This window comes from Anaerosinus sp. (assembly GCF_965318445.1).
In genome coordinates this window covers 89,133-106,072 of record NZ_CBDNNH010000023.1, presented here as the reverse complement: position 1 = coordinate 106,072, position 16,940 = coordinate 89,133, and the positions used below count along the sequence as shown (strand labels likewise).

The 16,940-nt window shown below is 35.8% G+C and carries 15 protein-coding genes; 3 read left to right on the top strand and 12 right to left on the bottom strand.

Going from position 1 to position 16,940, the window contains the following annotated elements:
* Positions 1–73: 73 nt before the first annotated feature.
* The 6 genes from ACWZFG_RS11535 to ACWZFG_RS11510 form a co-directional block, all read right to left on the bottom strand.
* Positions 74–985: a M23 family metallopeptidase gene (locus ACWZFG_RS11535; RefSeq protein WP_455577669.1), complete on the bottom strand. Its 912-nt coding sequence runs from the start codon at positions 983–985 to the stop codon at positions 74–76.
* A 78-nt stretch (positions 986–1,063) separates the two neighbouring features.
* Positions 1,064–1,579, bottom strand: coding sequence for a DUF4446 family protein (locus tag ACWZFG_RS11530; RefSeq protein WP_418626867.1), 516 nt, complete (start codon positions 1,577–1,579; stop codon positions 1,064–1,066).
* A 22-nt stretch (positions 1,580–1,601) separates the two neighbouring features.
* Entirely contained in the window at positions 1,602–2,282 is a 681-nt protein-coding gene (locus ACWZFG_RS11525) for a DUF554 domain-containing protein (protein WP_177506012.1), read from the bottom strand.
* Between the two features lie 23 nt (positions 2,283–2,305).
* Positions 2,306–3,544, bottom strand: coding sequence for a [FeFe] hydrogenase H-cluster maturation GTPase HydF (gene hydF / locus ACWZFG_RS11520; RefSeq protein ID WP_177506011.1), 1,239 nt, complete (start codon positions 3,542–3,544; stop codon positions 2,306–2,308).
* A 286-nt stretch (positions 3,545–3,830) separates the two neighbouring features.
* Positions 3,831–4,763 (bottom strand): ParB/RepB/Spo0J family partition protein, encoded by a 933-nt coding sequence (locus tag ACWZFG_RS11515; protein ID WP_177506010.1) that lies wholly within the window; start codon positions 4,761–4,763, stop codon positions 3,831–3,833.
* Positions 4,756–5,526 carry a ParA family protein gene (locus ACWZFG_RS11510; RefSeq protein ID WP_147669407.1) on the bottom strand — a complete coding sequence of 257 codons (771 nt, stop codon included), beginning with the start codon at positions 5,524–5,526 and terminating at the stop codon, positions 4,756–4,758. Before ACWZFG_RS11510 ends, ACWZFG_RS11515 begins: the two co-directional genes overlap by 8 nt.
* Before the next feature lie 500 nt (positions 5,527–6,026).
* On the opposite strand from ACWZFG_RS11510, the gene ACWZFG_RS11505 reads away from it, so the two are divergent.
* The 3 genes from ACWZFG_RS11505 to ACWZFG_RS11495 all read left to right on the top strand — a co-directional run bounded on the left by ACWZFG_RS11505 (position 6,027) and on the right by ACWZFG_RS11495 (position 10,592).
* On the top strand, positions 6,027–6,707 hold the full coding sequence (locus ACWZFG_RS11505; protein WP_177506008.1) for a vitamin B12 dependent-methionine synthase activation domain-containing protein: 681 nt from the start codon (positions 6,027–6,029) through the stop codon (positions 6,705–6,707).
* Complete coding sequence (locus tag ACWZFG_RS11500) at positions 6,704–9,076, top strand: homocysteine S-methyltransferase family protein (protein WP_177506007.1); 2,373 nt, start codon at positions 6,704–6,706, stop codon at positions 9,074–9,076. Before ACWZFG_RS11505 ends, ACWZFG_RS11500 begins: the two co-directional genes overlap by 4 nt.
* A gap of 181 nt (positions 9,077–9,257) precedes the next feature.
* Positions 9,258–10,592 (top strand): MATE family efflux transporter, encoded by a 1,335-nt coding sequence (locus ACWZFG_RS11495; RefSeq protein WP_455577668.1) that lies wholly within the window; start codon positions 9,258–9,260, stop codon positions 10,590–10,592.
* A gap of 56 nt (positions 10,593–10,648) precedes the next feature.
* Here ACWZFG_RS11495 and ACWZFG_RS11490 read toward each other — a convergent pair whose 3' ends face one another.
* The 6 genes from ACWZFG_RS11490 to jag form a co-directional block, all read right to left on the bottom strand.
* Positions 10,649–11,158 (bottom strand): hypothetical protein, encoded by a 510-nt coding sequence (locus ACWZFG_RS11490; RefSeq protein ID WP_177506005.1) that lies wholly within the window; start codon positions 11,156–11,158, stop codon positions 10,649–10,651.
* A 14-nt stretch (positions 11,159–11,172) separates the two neighbouring features.
* Positions 11,173–12,126: a nucleoid occlusion protein gene (gene noc / locus ACWZFG_RS11485; RefSeq protein ID WP_177506004.1), complete on the bottom strand. Its 954-nt coding sequence runs from the start codon at positions 12,124–12,126 to the stop codon at positions 11,173–11,175.
* A 74-nt stretch (positions 12,127–12,200) separates the two neighbouring features.
* Positions 12,201–12,917: a 16S rRNA (guanine(527)-N(7))-methyltransferase RsmG gene (gene rsmG, locus ACWZFG_RS11480; RefSeq protein WP_177506015.1), complete on the bottom strand. Its 717-nt coding sequence runs from the start codon at positions 12,915–12,917 to the stop codon at positions 12,201–12,203.
* A complete protein-coding gene (gene mnmG / locus ACWZFG_RS11475) occupies positions 12,914–14,797 on the bottom strand; it encodes a tRNA uridine-5-carboxymethylaminomethyl(34) synthesis enzyme MnmG (protein WP_177506003.1) in 1,884 nt (627 codons plus the stop codon). The genes rsmG and mnmG overlap by 4 nt, the downstream gene beginning before the upstream one ends.
* 14 nt (positions 14,798–14,811) lie before the next feature.
* Complete coding sequence (mnmE, locus tag ACWZFG_RS11470) at positions 14,812–16,200, bottom strand: tRNA uridine-5-carboxymethylaminomethyl(34) synthesis GTPase MnmE (protein ID WP_177506002.1); 1,389 nt, start codon at positions 16,198–16,200, stop codon at positions 14,812–14,814.
* Positions 16,201–16,265: 65 nt separating this feature from the next.
* Positions 16,266–16,934, bottom strand: a complete 669-nt coding sequence (jag, locus tag ACWZFG_RS11465) for an RNA-binding cell elongation regulator Jag/EloR (protein WP_455577667.1) — start codon at positions 16,932–16,934, stop codon at positions 16,266–16,268.
* Positions 16,935–16,940: the final 6 nt, after the last annotated feature.

The window sequence follows — 16,940 nt, the reverse complement described above, 5'->3', positions numbered from 1 at the left end:
GCCTTAACACAGTTAAAATATCTGCATGCTTTTATGGAATTCATACTGATTAACTAAGAACGCTTATTTAAATTTATAAAAAGCGATCCGGATTTACCGCCTTGCCATTTACACGGACTTCGTAATGAACATGCGGTCCTGTGCTAAAGCCAGTACTGCCCATATACGCAATAAGCTGACCTTTTTTTACAACCTGCCCCACGCTCACTGCATTACGAGAATTATGCGCATACCTAGTTACAATTCCATTTCCATGATCAAGGTCAACCATATAGCCATATCCGCCAGAATTCCAACCACTATCGACAACAACACCATCCGCAGCAGCTACGATTGGTGTACCAATATCATTCGCAATATCTATACCAGGATGAAAGTCACTGCCGTTCCATCTTAGTCCATAGCGCGAACTAACATCACCGCTAGCAGGCCATATAGATGGAGTTATTGCCATTTGTGCTTTCTTATCCTTAATTTTCCCTTTTAAGTCTTCCAAACTTTGTTGACGAATTTTTGCACTACCAATTAAATCATCTAATGTTTCATTTACATTTTCAATATTTGGAGTAATTGACGGGCCACCTTGTCCTTCATGCACCGCCCCAAGTCTAGTCACTCCAGAACGTGATACTTCATTACTTTCAATTGATGTCAATTGGCGTATTTCTACTTCCAATTGATTTAATTTTTCCATATCCTCTTGTAATTCAGCTGTCTTCTTTGAAAGCTGCAATAATTGTGCTTGCTGAAGACCATTGACTTCACGTAATTGCGTTAACTCTGCCTTATCCTTTTCAACAAGGCTTGCATTGTACGTGGAGTACCCAAGAGCTCCCACAAACAAAGTCACCCCTAAACAAATAGCAGCCGCACCATATTTTATTGTACGAATCGGTAGCCGGATACTTCGTACAGTTTCACCTTGGTGCGGAATAATTTTTAGAGTATATTCTCTGTTGTCGGGTTTGTGTACTTTTTTATGCATAAAAGTCCTCCCCAACTTATTGTATTTATTCATGATTAACCACATTCGCCATAAATTCTAAAAATCCTGCCAAAACTTCTATTTTTTCATTGCTTCAGAAAGTGCTTGTTTTTCTTCTTCCGTTAGTACATATGTAGATTCGCCATTTTTAATTGGTTTTGCATAGCAACGTGATTCATCACGTCCAAATATACTTGAAAATACGACACCATCATTATGGTGATCTAAAAAAGCGACTGCAAAACTTAAATCACTGCCAATTTCCTCAAATGGACTAAAGCGGACTACACCAACTTTTTGCACAGCTTTCCGATTCATTGCATCCACTCTTTTATATTCAGCTTCTAATGCTTCTACCTTTTGCACTGTATCACGCACTTCATCAATATGTCCCATAAGTAATCGTTCAATATTGCAACCATCCATACCCATCATTAATTTTCGATAACGCTTATTCATTTTTGTTAATTTAATATTGATATTAATAAAAACAATTAAAGCAATAAAAATTAAGACCGTCATAATAAGTAACACATAATGGACATTATTAAGGATAAATGCCGAAACGCCTTCTAAATTCAAATCCATATTCATTTTTCAAACTCCTAACCTACAATTAAATTAGATCCATCATAACAAATAAAATAACAATTGGTATGCTTGGCAATAAGTTAGCAACCCGAATCAATTTTAATTCCAACATATTTAAGCTAATGCCAATAATTAAAATTCCTCCAACTGCTGTAAGCTCTGTAATTGCTGATTGTGAAATAGCTTCGCCAGAGACACTTGCACAAATTGTAATCATGCCCTGATAAAAAAGTACCGGGATAGCTGCTAAAGCGACACCAATTCCCATAGCTGCTGCAAATACAATGGCAATAATTCCATCAAGCATTGACTTTGCATATAAAATGCTAGAATCGCCGTTAATTCCCTCTTGAATAGAACCGACAATTGCCATCGCGCCTATACAAAAAACAAGCGTTGCCGTTACAAAGCCTCTTCCAACATCACCGTATCTATCCCCAAGTCTATGGGTAAGTGCAGCGCCAAAATGATCTAAAGCTTGTTGAATTTTTAAACACTCACCACATACTGCCCCAATGGCAATGCTTAAAATGACAAGAATCATATTTTCACTACTAAGTGCCATTTTTAGCCCAATAATCCCCACAGCTATTCCCAATGATTGCATAATGGTCTCTTTATAACGTTCAGGTATTCCTCGTTTAATGAATAGTCCTATTCCTGAGCCAATAACAATTGCCAAAAAATTAGTAAGACTTCCATTCATATAAATTGCCTTTACTGAATATCTCAGTTTTCTTTCTTTAGTTTTTTAAGTAACGCATTTGCTTCTGGGAAAGGAGCTAATGTTCTATACAAAATTCCATTTAAATAAGCAATTAGAATTCCATAGTTAATCACAGGAATTTTTTCTTCACCTGCATTACTCAAACGATATAATACCTCACGACGATTCAACATGCAAGCTCCACAGTGAATAATTAATTTATACTTTGTCAAATCTTTAGGAAAACCACCACCAGAAGCCCATTCATAATCTAAACTTCCACCGACTTTTTCATTTAGCCAACGAGGTATTTTTACCGTACCAATATCATCGGATTGACGATGATGCGTACACCCTTCAGCAATTAACACTTTATCACCTGGCACAAGACTTCCAATTGCTTTAACACCTTTCAGATAAGAATTTAAATCGCCTTTATATCTAGCAAATAACATTGAAAAAGATGTTAGGTGAATATCTAAGGGAGTAATCGCTGCAACTTTAGCAAAAGCTTGTGAGTCAGTAATAACCATAAATGGTTTTTGTTTCAACCTTTTTAGAAATTCTTCTAACTCTGTTTCCTTTACTATGGAGCACATTCCTTCATAATCAAGAATATCTCGTATAACTTGAACCTGAGGCAGGATTAAACGTCCTTTAGGCGCAGCATTGTCAATTGGTACTACAAGAACAATATGATCTTTCGCATTGATTAAGTCTCCAACAATCGCTTTTTCTTCCCAATCTTGTGGAGCATTTTTTATCATCAATCCTTTTAATAATTCTATTCCATGGCCAGTAACCGTACTTACACCGACTACATCAATTTGAAGAGTTTCTTCAGATTGTTGTACAAGCTTTTCACTTGTTTTTAAGTGATCAATCTTATTAATTACCCCAACGACTGGTATTTTTCTTTTTCTAACTTCATTAACAATTTCTCTATCGAAGATACTGAGTCCACCTGTTCCATCAATAACAATGATAGCTAAATCTGTCTTATTCAAAACTTCTAGTGTTTTTTCAATCCTTAACTTTCCTAACTTTCCTTCGTCATCTAAACCAGCAGTATCAATAATCATCACTGGTCCAAGCGGTAATATTTCCATTGCTTTATATACTGGATCAGTCGTCGTTCCAGCAATATCCGATACTAAAGCAACAGACTGTTTTGTTAACGCGTTAATCAAACTAGACTTTCCTACATTTCGTTTACCAAAAATCGCAATATGAATTCGATTTGCTTTAGGTACGGTCTGCATAAAACTCACCTCTTTTAAATCTTACCCTATAGACTCTACCAAAAAAATTATGCAAAATATACATTCTTATGCTAACCTTTTATCTGATGTCGCATCTGCTTATTTAACGAAATAAATAATTTATACAAAATTACCGTTTTCTATTTTTCTCTCCTTTTGACAAAAGTAAAGTTCTCATGATCTCAAAAATTAAAAGTCCTTATTTATTGAAAGTGAAATTTTTTACTGGAACAGCCTTATTTATAATTTGACAAATGTTTCACGTGAAACATTTATTTCGCTATAATCATACAGATAACTTTTCGATAGAGTTTACTACCTTTGGTTTCGTTGTTTCTGTTAAAGTTTCAATAATTCTATCTAAATCATCCGTTGAATAAAATTCAATTTCAATTTTGCTTTTACCTTTTCCAGGTTTTATTTTTACTTGTGTACCTAAAAGCATTTTCAGTTTATCTTCTGCTTCCATGACAAATAATTCTTTTTTAGGAGTTATTTGTTCTTTATCTTCCCTTGCTTCTTCACTTTGAGAAGTCGCTAATAATTTGCGTACAAAATCCTCTACTGCTCTTGCAGATAATTCTTCAGAAATAATATACTCTGCGGTATCCAATTGAAGTTTTTCATCTTCAATACTAATCAATGGTCTAACTTGCCCCATACTTAATGTTCCACGTGAAACATATTGTTGAATTTTGCTTGGAAGATTTAATAATCGAATAAAATTTGCAATATGTGAGCGACTTCGTCCTACCTTTTGTGCTAATTCTTCTTGAGTTAACCCAAACTCAGTTAAAAGCTTGCTATAAGCAAGGGCCTCTTCTATCGCTGTTAAATCTTCACGTTGTAAATTTTCAATTAAAGCAATCGCCGTTATTTCTGTATCAGTATATTCACGGATAATTGCTGGGATTGTGTCTAAACCTGCTAATTTGGAAGCCCTTAATCGACGTTCACCAGCAATTAATTCATATCCTTTATTTAACCTTCTCACTAGGATTGGCTGTAATACTCCAAATTGTTTAATTGATTCCATTAAATCTTCTAACGCATCATCATTGAATTCCACCCTAGGTTGAAATTTATTGGCTATAATTTCATCTACATTTAAAATACGAATTTTTTCGCCCGCTTCCTTTTCCATTTTTTCATAATCTGTTTCAGTCGTTCTAAGTAATGCATCTAAACCTCTACCTAAGCCACGTGTTTGTTTATTCATCACCAATCACCTCTTTGGCTAATTCTAAATACATTTCTGATCCTTTTGACTTTGGATCATATAAAATAATCGGTTGCCCATGACTCGGAGCTTCACTTAATCGTACATTTCTCGGAATCATCGTTCGATATACTTTATGACTAAAGTGATTTTTCACCTCATCTACAACTTGAATAGATAAATTTGTTCTTGAATCGAACATAGTGAGAACCACACCTTCTAATTCAAGAATTGGATTTAAGTTTTTTTGCACCAAAGCAACCGTATTCATTAATTGTGATAATCCTTCTAAAGCATAAAACTCACATTGAATTGGCACAAGCACAGAACTAGCTGCCGTTAACGAATTAATTGTTAATAACCCTAAAGATGGTGGACAATCAATAATCACATAATCATAATCATATTTTATTTTATCAATCATCCGTTTCAATTTTGTTTCCCTAGACATCACAGATACCAATTCGATTTCCGCCCCTGCGAGTTGAATAGTCGCTGGAATAATTTTTAAATTTTCTATATCCGTGCGCATAATTACATTTTCTACAGGTACATCATTTACTAAAATATCATACATGGATTTTTTTATTTTAGATTTATCTATCCCAAACCCACTCGTTGCATTTCCTTGTGGATCAATATCTACTAATAAAACTTTTTTTTCTAGCGATGATAAACATGCACTTAAATTTACTGAAGTAGTAGTTTTGCCGACGCCACCTTTTTGATTTGCAATTGCAATTACTTTTACCACTTGATTCACCTCTTTTTCTTTTAAACTATTTCATTCCACAAGTTCATTCATATTCCTGCAATTTATTAACAGATATCATTACATTATTTCTTGAAAACTTTAGATTGTTTACAAACTTACAAAATATATAGTAAAATATCTTCTTTTTATGTTAAAATAATTACATTCAATAATAAAGTAGATCCAATTAGATGAATATTTTAGTTCATCTAAATTTTAACTGCCTTCAGGCGCTTAGTTATTCATCTATGTTCCATGGCTATAACTCGCGCGTGTAGAAGTTGAGAGTATCTAAAGATATGAATTAAAATTTTTGATTTTGTATGAATTGATTATTTCGTCAGATGGTCAGATTAATCATTGGATAAATGAATATAAGAATGCTAATTATCCAATCTATTTGGTATATATATTTTATTTTTTACTTCATAGAAATTAAAGTTTTGTTAACGATACTTATTTAATGGAAAGAAAATGGTCTAGAAGACTATTAAAGTGAGGTGTTCATTTTGCCAATCTACAATGCTGCTTTAACCTTTATTGATGAAATGGAAACAAAACGTTATGCAGGATTAAATAAGACTACATTTGACGAACGACTCATAAAAAAAGCCTGTGTAGAAGCACAATTATTATCTGTTCCAAAAGGCGTTTGGCAAATCTATGATTATAATTCTTGTACACATGAGATTAAAACAGAGAAATCATTTCAAATCGAAGGAAATTCTATTCAAAAACATTTAGCTGATTGTGATAAAGTCATTGTTCTTGCGGCTACAATTGGCGAAGAAATTGAGCATAAAATTACTAATTATTTTAAATTAGGAGAGTATTCATTTTCCTTATTATTAGATGCAGCAGCCACAACAGCAGTTGAAATGACGGCTGACCAAATGGAAAAAGCAATGCTAACGATTGTTGCTTCCCAAGGCTACCATATGAAAACACGATTTAGCCCTGGCTATGGAGATTGGGATATAAAATTCCAACCACAAATGCTTCGTTTAGCAGAAGCAAAAGCTATTGATATTTCATTAACAGATAGCTATATGTTAATGCCGCGTAAATCTATTACTGCAATTATTGGATTGACCTCTAAAGCAGAGAAAACGATACAACGATTAAAAGCTGATTGCGAACAATGCAATAAAGTAGATTGTTTAGCACGAAAGGAGTCTTTATTTATATGATTCATATTTTTGACGGCGCTATGGGGACAATGCTCCAGTCTGCCGGATTACAACCTGGGGAATGTCCAGAATTATTAAATATTAAAAAACCTGAAATCGTAACCAATGTTCATAAAGAATATATCTCACATGGTTCAACAATCATTGAAACAAATAGCTTTGGAGCAAATCGAATTAAATTGTCCCACTATAAATTATCCGATCAAGTCGTTGCGCTAAATACTGCTGCTGTTAAAGCTGCCAAAGCTGCAGCCGGCAATACAGTAAAAATTGCTGGCTCTGTAGGGTCTACGGGAAAATTTATTGAGCCAATTGGTGAACTTAGCTTTGATGAGGCTTATGACGTATTTTTTGAACAAATTTCAGCATTATCTACTGCTGGAGTCGATATGATTCTAATTGAAACAATTATTGATATTCAGGAAATGCGCGCTGCCTTACTCGCAGCCAAAGCTGCAACAGATAAACCTGTCATCTGCCAGCTGTCTTTTAGCGAAGATGGTCGTACAGTAACGGGGACAGATCCTCAGACAGCGGCAATTACGCTAGAAGCCATGGGTGCTGATATTATTGGTGTAAATTGTTCGCTTGGGCCTGCGCAATTGCTCCCTATTCTTAAAATTTTGGCTGAAAATTGTGATTGCCCAATCAGTATTCAGCCGAATGCGGGTATGCCACATTTAGTAAATGGCAAAACAGTTTTCCCTATGAGCGCAGAAGAATTTGGAGTATGGATTCCAAAACTGGTGGAAGCAGGCGCAACCTATATTGGTGGTTGTTGCGGTACAACGCCAAAGCATATTGACGCAATTAAACAAGCAGTTCAAAATTTAAAGCCAGCAGTTAGACTAAAACGAAAATCTGCACTTGCTTTAACCAGTCGTAGCAAAACTGTTTTTATAGATAAAGATTTTCCAACAGTTCTTTTAGGTGAAAGAATTAATCCAACAGGAAGAAAGAAACTCGCCGCTGACATAAAAGAAGGAAACTTTATGTCAGTAAAAAAAGAAGCACTGGAGCAAGTACAAGCAGGTGCCGATGTTCTTGATGTCAATATGGGCGTTGGTGGGATTGACCAAGCAGCAGCAATGCAAAAAGCAATCACAGAAATTTCACAACTTGTACCTGTGCCACTTGCAATAGATACGAGTGATACGAAAGCATTAGAAGCAGGTTTAAAAGCTTATCCTGGACGTGCATTAATTAATTCAGTAAGCGCTGAACCTGAACGGTTAGCGGAATTCTTGCCTCTTGCTAAAAAATATGGTGCTGCCATTCTATGCCTCCCACTTTCCGACAAAGGCGTTCCAAAAACAGCATCCCGGCGCATTGAAGTGATGAAAACAATTATTGCTCATGCAAAAAAGGCTGGTTTAAAAGATCATGATTTTCTTCTGGACGCTTTAGTTATGACGGTTGCCGCAGATGAAGATGCGTGTAAAGAAACGCTCCATACACTTCAACTCTACCGTAAACATTTTGGCTATCCTTCCACAATGGGTTTAAGTAATATATCCTATGGATTACCAAATAGACCATTAATAAACAGCACCTTTTTCGCGATGAGCTTAGCTTCGGGACTAGATGCCCCAATTATGAACCCTTATGATCAAGCGATGAAAGATGTACTCCTCTCCTCCCTTGCTCTTTTAGGGCATGATAAAAACGGACGTAATTATAGCTGCCTTACAGCTAATATCAATGCCCCAAAAACAGCAGCAATCGCACCAATAAGTGAAATGGATTCATTAACAGCACTTCGTATTGCTGTCATCAACGGCGAAAAAGAAGCCGTTACCACGCTAGTAGAACAAGCCTTAAATGAAGGGCATTCCTCAGTAAAAATTACTGAGGAAAGTTTAACTGCAGCGATGAACGAAGTGGGTAAAGGCTTTGGCTGCGGCAAACTCTTCTTACCTCAAGTTCTTTTATCCGCTGAAGCAATGCGCGCTGCCTTTATTAAAATTAAAGAATTGTTGCCCGAACAAGAAATTACAAATAATGGAACAATAGTTCTCGCAACAGTAAAAGGTGACATTCATGATTTAGGGAAAAATATTGTTGGTGCTTTAATGGAAAACAATGGATTTAAAGTTGTTGATCTAGGTAAAGATATTGATTCCCAGATGATTGTTGAAACAGCCATCAAAGAAGATGCAGACATTGTAGGACTCTGCGCATTAATGACAACAACAATGACACAAATTGATCATGTCATTACCCAATTAAAAGAAGCGGGAAGTACAGCAAAAGTTATGGTTGGCGGGGCAGTACTTACGCAAGAGTATGCAGATGCCTGCGGCGCTGATTGCTATGCAAAAGATGGTGTCATTGCCGTAAATTTAGCAAAAGAAATTGTAAAAAAGTAAAGATTTGAACAAATTAAATAACCCTAATCTCAGAGTAGAGGCTCTGAAATTAGGGTTATTTATTATTTATTGCATTATAGTGTTAAGAATATAATTTATACTATCATGATAAAAAGAAAAAATATATAATGAAAGATAATTTACATTCATCAAACAAATTAGAAAATGAAAAGGAACTTTTATGACTAACAATATCAGTAAACAATCTATCATTAAAATGAGTTTGCCAATTTTTGTTGAAGTCTTCTTGCAAATGCTCGTCAGTAATGTTGACCAATTTATGATCAGCCGATATTCACAGGATTCTGTAGGAGCCATTGGCAATGGAGTCCAAGTAATGAATATCATTATTATATTACTAACGGTCATGAGTACAGCAACAACCATTTTAATTGCCCAATATCTAGGTGCTAAAAATCAAGAAAAAATCTCCGAAACCTGTGCCGTCTCTTTATTGATTAATGGAGTATTCAGTCTCGTTGCAAGTATACTATTACTCCTGTTTAATCGAGAATTATTTGTCTGGCTGCAGGTGCCTACAGAAATTTTAGCCGAAACCTGTACTTATCTGCGTATCATCTCCTATGGAATCTTATTTCAAGGATTATATTTCTCTTTTGTAGCTTGTTTTAGAGGATATTCTTTGATGAAAGTAACGATGGGCGTTTCTATCGTTATGAATTTATTTAATATCTTAGGCAATTGGATACTTATTTATGGCTTCTGGATAATCCCCCCTATGGGCGTAGCTGGAGTGGCAATCTCAACGAACATCAGTAAAATTTTAGGGCTTATCATCATTTTTATTTTATTTAAAAAATATCTTGGCATCAAAATATCAAAACAACATCTATTTCCTCTCCCGTGGAATTTAATTAAACGAATGCTCTCAATTAGTATTCCAACCGGTGGTGAAGCATTATCCTATCAATTATCTCAAACTACAATTATGAAAATGGTGAATGTCTTTGGTTTAGTGGTCATTAACACCAAAGTTTACGTTTATATTATCGTTATGTTTGCTTATATGTACTCTCTAGCAATTTCAGCAGCAATGCAAATCGTTGTTGGGTATTTAGTTGGTGCAGATAAATTTAATGAAGTAACGCAGAAAGTATGGTACACCGTCCGCATTGCCCTTATTGTTGGTGTCGGCATCACCTCTATCTTTTATCTTTGTAGTAATACAATTTTTAGTATATTTACAAACGATCCCGAAGTTCTCGCACTTGGTAAAACGATTTTATTTATTGAAATTTTTCTTGAGACAGGACGTGCGGTTAACATTGTATTAGTACGTGCATTACAGGCTTCTGGAGATATCAAAGCCCCTGTCAGTGTTGGCATTATTTGCATGTGGACAGTTGCCGTTGGCTGTGCTTATTTTTTCGGCATCGTTATGGAAATGGGATTAGCAGGTATCTGGATTGGGATGATGCTAGATGAATGCATTCGCGCAATCATCTTTATCTACCGTTGGAAAAGCGGTGCATGGCGTACAAAAAAACTGGTATAATAAAAAACTTTAAAAAGGATAAAAAGATGCCAAGCCCATGAAGGCTTGGCATCTTTTTACTTAGCATATTTTACGATGGCTTGATACATCTCATATTCTTTCGTCATGGGGATGACATCTTGCCATCCATCTTCAATATAATTTTTATGCAATAATACCGAACGATTACCAGAAGTATCATATTGAACTTGACTAACTAATTGCATCTGTGCTTTATCCAAACGTAAATAATAATGATTCATCACACATTCTGATGGGTAAAAAGTAATCTGATTTCCACTAGCTTCTTGCTTTACCCATACATCAACAATTTTTTCTTTTTCTCTATATGGATGTCCAATTTTCTTAACGTGTCTACTGTCGATAATATAATCATAGTCATAATCACTATAAACAACTACAGGCATAACAAGCTCTGAATTCTCATTGCCAACTCGCTCTTCTGATTCTGTATTTATCGGATCACTCGGTTCAAGAAAATTATAATGTGCCTCTAACTCATCAGCATGTACTACTGAAAAAAAACACGTAAACAAAATAATTAAAATACTAAAAACTCTTTTCACATCTTATTCCCCCATCAGTCTTTACGTTTGGGAATCATCATTTTCACTGTAATATATTCCTCTGCATCTTCTTGATCCACTTTAATATTTAATCCAGATTTTTTCATTTCTTTAACAACGCTATTAATTGTGTTCATAAATATTCTTACATCTCGAATTACGCGTACTACATTTTGTTTTTGAGTTTTCTTTTCTATATTATTTTTATCTTCAGATTCCATCTCTTTGATGAGAATTTCACTTTCGCGCACATTTAATCCACGTTCAACAATAATTTGCAAAGCTTCTGTTTGTTTGTTTTCCTCGGTGAGTTTAAGTAATGCTCTGGCGTGACGTTCCGTTAATTGCGCATCACAAATCACTTGTCTAACTTCTGCACTTAATTTCAAAAGTCTCAATTTATTTGCAATCGTCGATTGACTTTTTCCCATGCGCTTCGCTAAAACTTCCTGCGTAAAGCCAAAATTTATTAATAATTGCTGAAACCCTTCTGCCTCTTCCAAAAAATGGAGGTCCTCGCGCTGCAAATTTTCAATCATGGCCAATTCAGCCATTTCTTTATCTGTTAATTGTTTGATGATTGCCGGTACTTCTTCCAGTCCAGCAAGCTTTGAAGCCCTAAGACGCCGTTCTCCAGCAACCAATTCATATTTATTATCCACTTGTCTAACTAATAATGGTTGGATTACACCAAATTCTTTTATCGATGCCGATAAATCATGTAATGCTTCTTCATTAAAAGTTTTACGTGGTTGAAATGGATTGGTCACAATATCGTGAACATTTAATTGTTTCACATCACGCGTATTAGTAACTGGTTCCAATTGAGCCGCACTACTTGCAACCTCTTCTTTCTCTCCTGCTGAAATTTCGCTTATACTGCTTTCGCTAATACTCTCTGTTATATTTTCCTTGGGGTTCTCTTTTTCCCCAGCTCTGATACCAAAAAATCTGGCGAAACTTTTCATCAATCCACCGCCTACTTACTTAATAGCTCTATTATTCGTCACTACTTCTTAAATCCCTCTATTTTTTTGGTAATTTATAGGGGATTCTTTTCTGGGGTACCCGCTTTGCGAGGATAAACCTTGGGAGTAGTTTTTATTTTTTTAATATATACTACAGCACGACGATCTTCTAATTCAGGTAGTTTTATCGGAATAACCTTTTCTATTTCCCCGCCTAGAGTTTGAATTGCACATTTAGCTTCTTCAATCTCTTCCAAGTATTGTGCACCTTTTAGCGCAACAAAATAACCTCCGACTTTTACAAATGGCAAGCAGTATTCACTTAATACACTCAACCGTGCAACAGCTCTTGAGACTGCTATATCGTAGCACTCACGATACCTTTTCTGTCTTGCACCTTCCTCTGCTCTACTATGAATAACCTCTATATTTTTTAAATGCAAATTTTCTACAACTGTAGCTAAAAATTTTACCCGTTTATTTAATGAATCCAGTAATGTCACATTTAAATCTTTTTGCCAAATTTTCAGAGGTAAACCAGGAAAACCAGCACCCGTACCTACATCAATCAGCTTAACCCCTGTCTTAAATATAGCCTTATCCCAGCAACTAATTGAATCAATCATATGCTTGATTGCAACTGCATTAGGTTCTGTAATCGCAGTAAGATTCATTTTCTCATTCCACTCGACAAGTAAATGATAATATATATTATATTCTTCGATTTGCTCAGCTGAAATAGGTATTTTATACTCTTTTGCCGCTTTCATCAAATAATCGCTAAACATTATTTACTATCCTCTTTCCGCCGCATCTGTTCAATATATACAATCAAAATAGAAATATCTGCTGGTGATACACCAGAAATTCGACTTGCTTGTCCAATGGAGCGTGGTTTTACTTCTGCTAATTTTTGTCTAGCTTCTCCCGGTAAACTTGGCACTTCTTCATAATCAATACCTTCGGGAATTAATTTTTCCTCTAATTTTTGAGCCCGTTCCACTTGCTCAAATTGCTTTTTAATATAGCCTTCGTACTTCACCTGAATTTCAATCTGATTCCATACTTCTTCCGAAACTTCAGGCAACACTTCAAATTGACTGCGCAATAACTCATAAGTCATTTCTGTCCGCCTTAATAAATCACATAAAGTTGTCCCAGTTCTAATATCACTGGAACCGATAGCTGCAAGCTTTGCTTGAGTTTCAGGTGTAGGCGTAACCAGCGTATTTTTTAAGATTTCCATTGTTTTTTCAATACAATCGCGCTTTTTAGAAAATCTTTCATAACGCTCTTGACTCACTAAACCAATTTGCCAGCCTTTTTCTGTAAGCCTTAAATCCGCATTATCCTGGCGTAAAATTAAACGGTATTCCGCTCTTGAAGTCATTATCCTATAAGGCTCATTCGTCCCTTTTGTTACAAGATCATCAATTAAAACACCAATATAAGCATCAGAACGTGATAAAATAAGCGGCTCTTTTTCCTGTACGAGCAAAGCTGCGTTAATTCCTGCAATTAGACCTTGCGCTGCCGCTTCCTCATATCCCGAGGTTCCATTTGATTGTCCTGCGGAAAAGAAGCCATGAATATGTTTCATCTCAAGTGTCGATTTTAATTGTAACGGATCTACACAATCATATTCTATCGCATACCCCGGACGCATAATTTTTACATTTTCAAGACCTGGAATAGTTCTTAAAAATGCATACTGTACATCAATCGGCAAGCTCGTTGACATTCCTTGTACATACATTTCCTGCGTATTCAATCCTTCAGGTTCAACGAATAATTGATGAGATTCCTTATCTGGAAAACGCACCAATTTAGTTTCAATTGCTGGACAATATCTAGGGCCCGTACCCTCTATCAATCCTGTATACATAGGGGCACGATGCAAGTTATCTAAAATAATCCTATGTGTTTTTTCATTTGTATACGTTAGCCAACACGGTACTTGCTCACGAGTCTTGATATCGCTCATAAAAGAAAAATTATACACTTTCTCATCGCCTGGTTGAATCTGCATTTTTGAGTAATCCAACGTTCTCGAATCCACGCGTGCTGGTGTTCCTGTCTTAAAACGCATTAATTTTACGCCGGCTTCTTGTAACGATTCAGATAATTTTATTGCGGCACGTTGTCCATTAGGCCCACCAGTATAAGTATTTTCACCAATAATAATTTTTCCACTTAAATAAGTTCCCGAAGCTAAAACTGCCGCTTTACAATGATAAACTTCACCTGTTTCAATTTCTACCCCAACAATTTTCCCATTCTCAACAATGATTTTATCAATAAGCAATTGTTTTACATCAAGATTTTTTTGATTTTCACAAGTTTCTTTCATTGTATTTTGATACAATCTTTTATCTGCTTGTGCTCTTAATGCATGAACTGCTGGGCCTTTGCCCGTATTTAACATACGAAACTGAATGCAAGTTTTATCACTATTGACACCCATTTCGCCACCAAGTGCATCAAGTTCACGTACTAAATGCCCTTTGGCAGGCCCACCGACGGAAGGATTACAAGGCATCATTGCAATATTATCCATATTTAACGTTGCAAGCATGGTTTTACAACCCATGCGAGCTGCAGCAAGGCCGGCCTCTACCCCTGCATGCCCTGCGCCAATTACTATTACATCATAATTTTCTGCAACAAACAAAACTGTCAACTCCCCTATTTGCCAATACAAAACTGACTAAAGATTTGATCTATAATATCTTCTCCAACTGTATCGCCAGTAATTTCACCAAGTTTTTCCCATGCTGAACGTAAATCGATCACAATAAAATCCGGTGACATTTCCTGATCAATTGTATTTAAAACTTCGTCTAAATGCGTACATGCTTTTCTTAGTAGCTCCGCCTGACGAACGCTATTTACAAATACGCCCTCTTTTTGCTCTACAGTTCCACTATAAACTAAATCCACAATATATTCTTCCAGTGCATCCATTCCAGCTCCATTTACCGTTGACAAGTGAATGATCTCATGATTTGGCAATTCTTTATTAATAGATTCTTTTACTGTACTTCCTGCATTTAAATCACTTTTATTAATCACGATTAATGCTTTACGCCCTTTTATTAATGATAAAATTTCCTCATCCTCATGATCTAAATTACTCGAACCATCAAACAAAGCCAAAATTAAATCTGCACGATCCACATAAGACCTTGCTTTCTCTACCCCTATCTTTTCAACCGTATCATCAGTTGCGCGAATTCCTGCCGTATCAATAATTTTTAATGGTACGCCACCAATATTAGCAAACTCTTCAATAATATCCCGTGTCGTTCCCGGAATATCTGTAACAATTGCTCTCGTCTCTCTTAACATCGCATTTAGTAAACTTGATTTTCCAACATTCGGCTTACCTATAATTGCTGTTTCAAGACCGTCACGCAATACTTTTCCCGTCTTTGCCGTAGATAATAGCGCTTCTATTTCCTCTTTTATATGAACAACCTGTTCCCTTGCAGAATCAGTGGCAACTTCATCAATATCATCTTCAGGAAAATCAATTGCGGCTTCTAAATGCGCAATCATCTGTAAAATATCATGCCTAAAACCACGAACTTTATCAGAAAATTCTCCCGATAAATGCCCAACGGCCATACGAAGCGACGCATCCGTTTTAGAACGAATAATGTCAATAACCGCTTGTGCTTGAGATAAGTCAAGTCGCCCATTTAAAAATGCCCGTTTCGTAAATTCGCCCGGCTCAGCTAAACGTGCTCCACATTTTAACGTCAGCGCCAAAACATTTTGCATCGCCATAGCTCCACCATGACAATGAAATTCTACAACATCTTCTCTAGTATACGAATGCGGCCCATGCATTGTTAATAATAGACCTTCATCAATTACACAATCTTTTTCATGATCAACAATTTGTCCATAAGTCACCCGATGTGAAGGAATATCTATCACATTACTACCGTTTTTCGGTTCAAAAATTTGACTTGCAATTGTTAAAGAATTTTCTCCGCTCAATCGGATAATTCCAATACCACCTTCGCCAACAGCAGTAGCTATTGCACTAATCGTATCATCTTGTGTCATTTTAACCCTCCAGAAGATCAACAAAACCCAGTAATATCATTACTGGGTTTTATATCTTTAAAATATTACCGTTTTAATGCAATAACGACTTTACGGAATGGTTCTTCACCATCACTATATGTAAGTATCCGCCGTTCGTCTTGCAATGCCATATGAATCACTTTTCTTTCATGACGACTCATTGGCTCTAATGTAATTTTATCACCGGTTCTTTTTACTTTATCAGCTAAACGCATCGCTAAACGATATAATGTTTCTTCACGTCTTTTACGATAATTTTCGACATCAATACTAATACGAACTTTTTCTTCGCTCATATCACGATTTGCCGCTAAATTGGTTAGATATTGTAAAGCATCTAAAGTTTGGCCATGTTTTCCTATCAAGATGCCTAAGTCTTCACCATGCAAATCTAATACAATTCCATCTAAAGCTTCTTTAACTTCAATGTCGACTCTCATATTCATGCCGCGAAAAATGTCTTCTAAAAAAAGAATTGCTGTATCTAGTGGTTTACTCGTTTGTTTTATAGAAATCACTTCGCTATCAGCTTCTACTTCTTTCAAGGTGACTCTAATTTTTGCTGGTTTTGAACCAATCAATCCTAAAAATCCTTTGCTAGGAGTTTCCAAGACTTCATAGTTCACACAATCTTCAGCTGTGTTTAACTCTACTAATGCTGCTCTTAAAGCATCCTCAACTGTTTTTCCCGTCTTTTCAACAACAGTAAGCATTCTTTA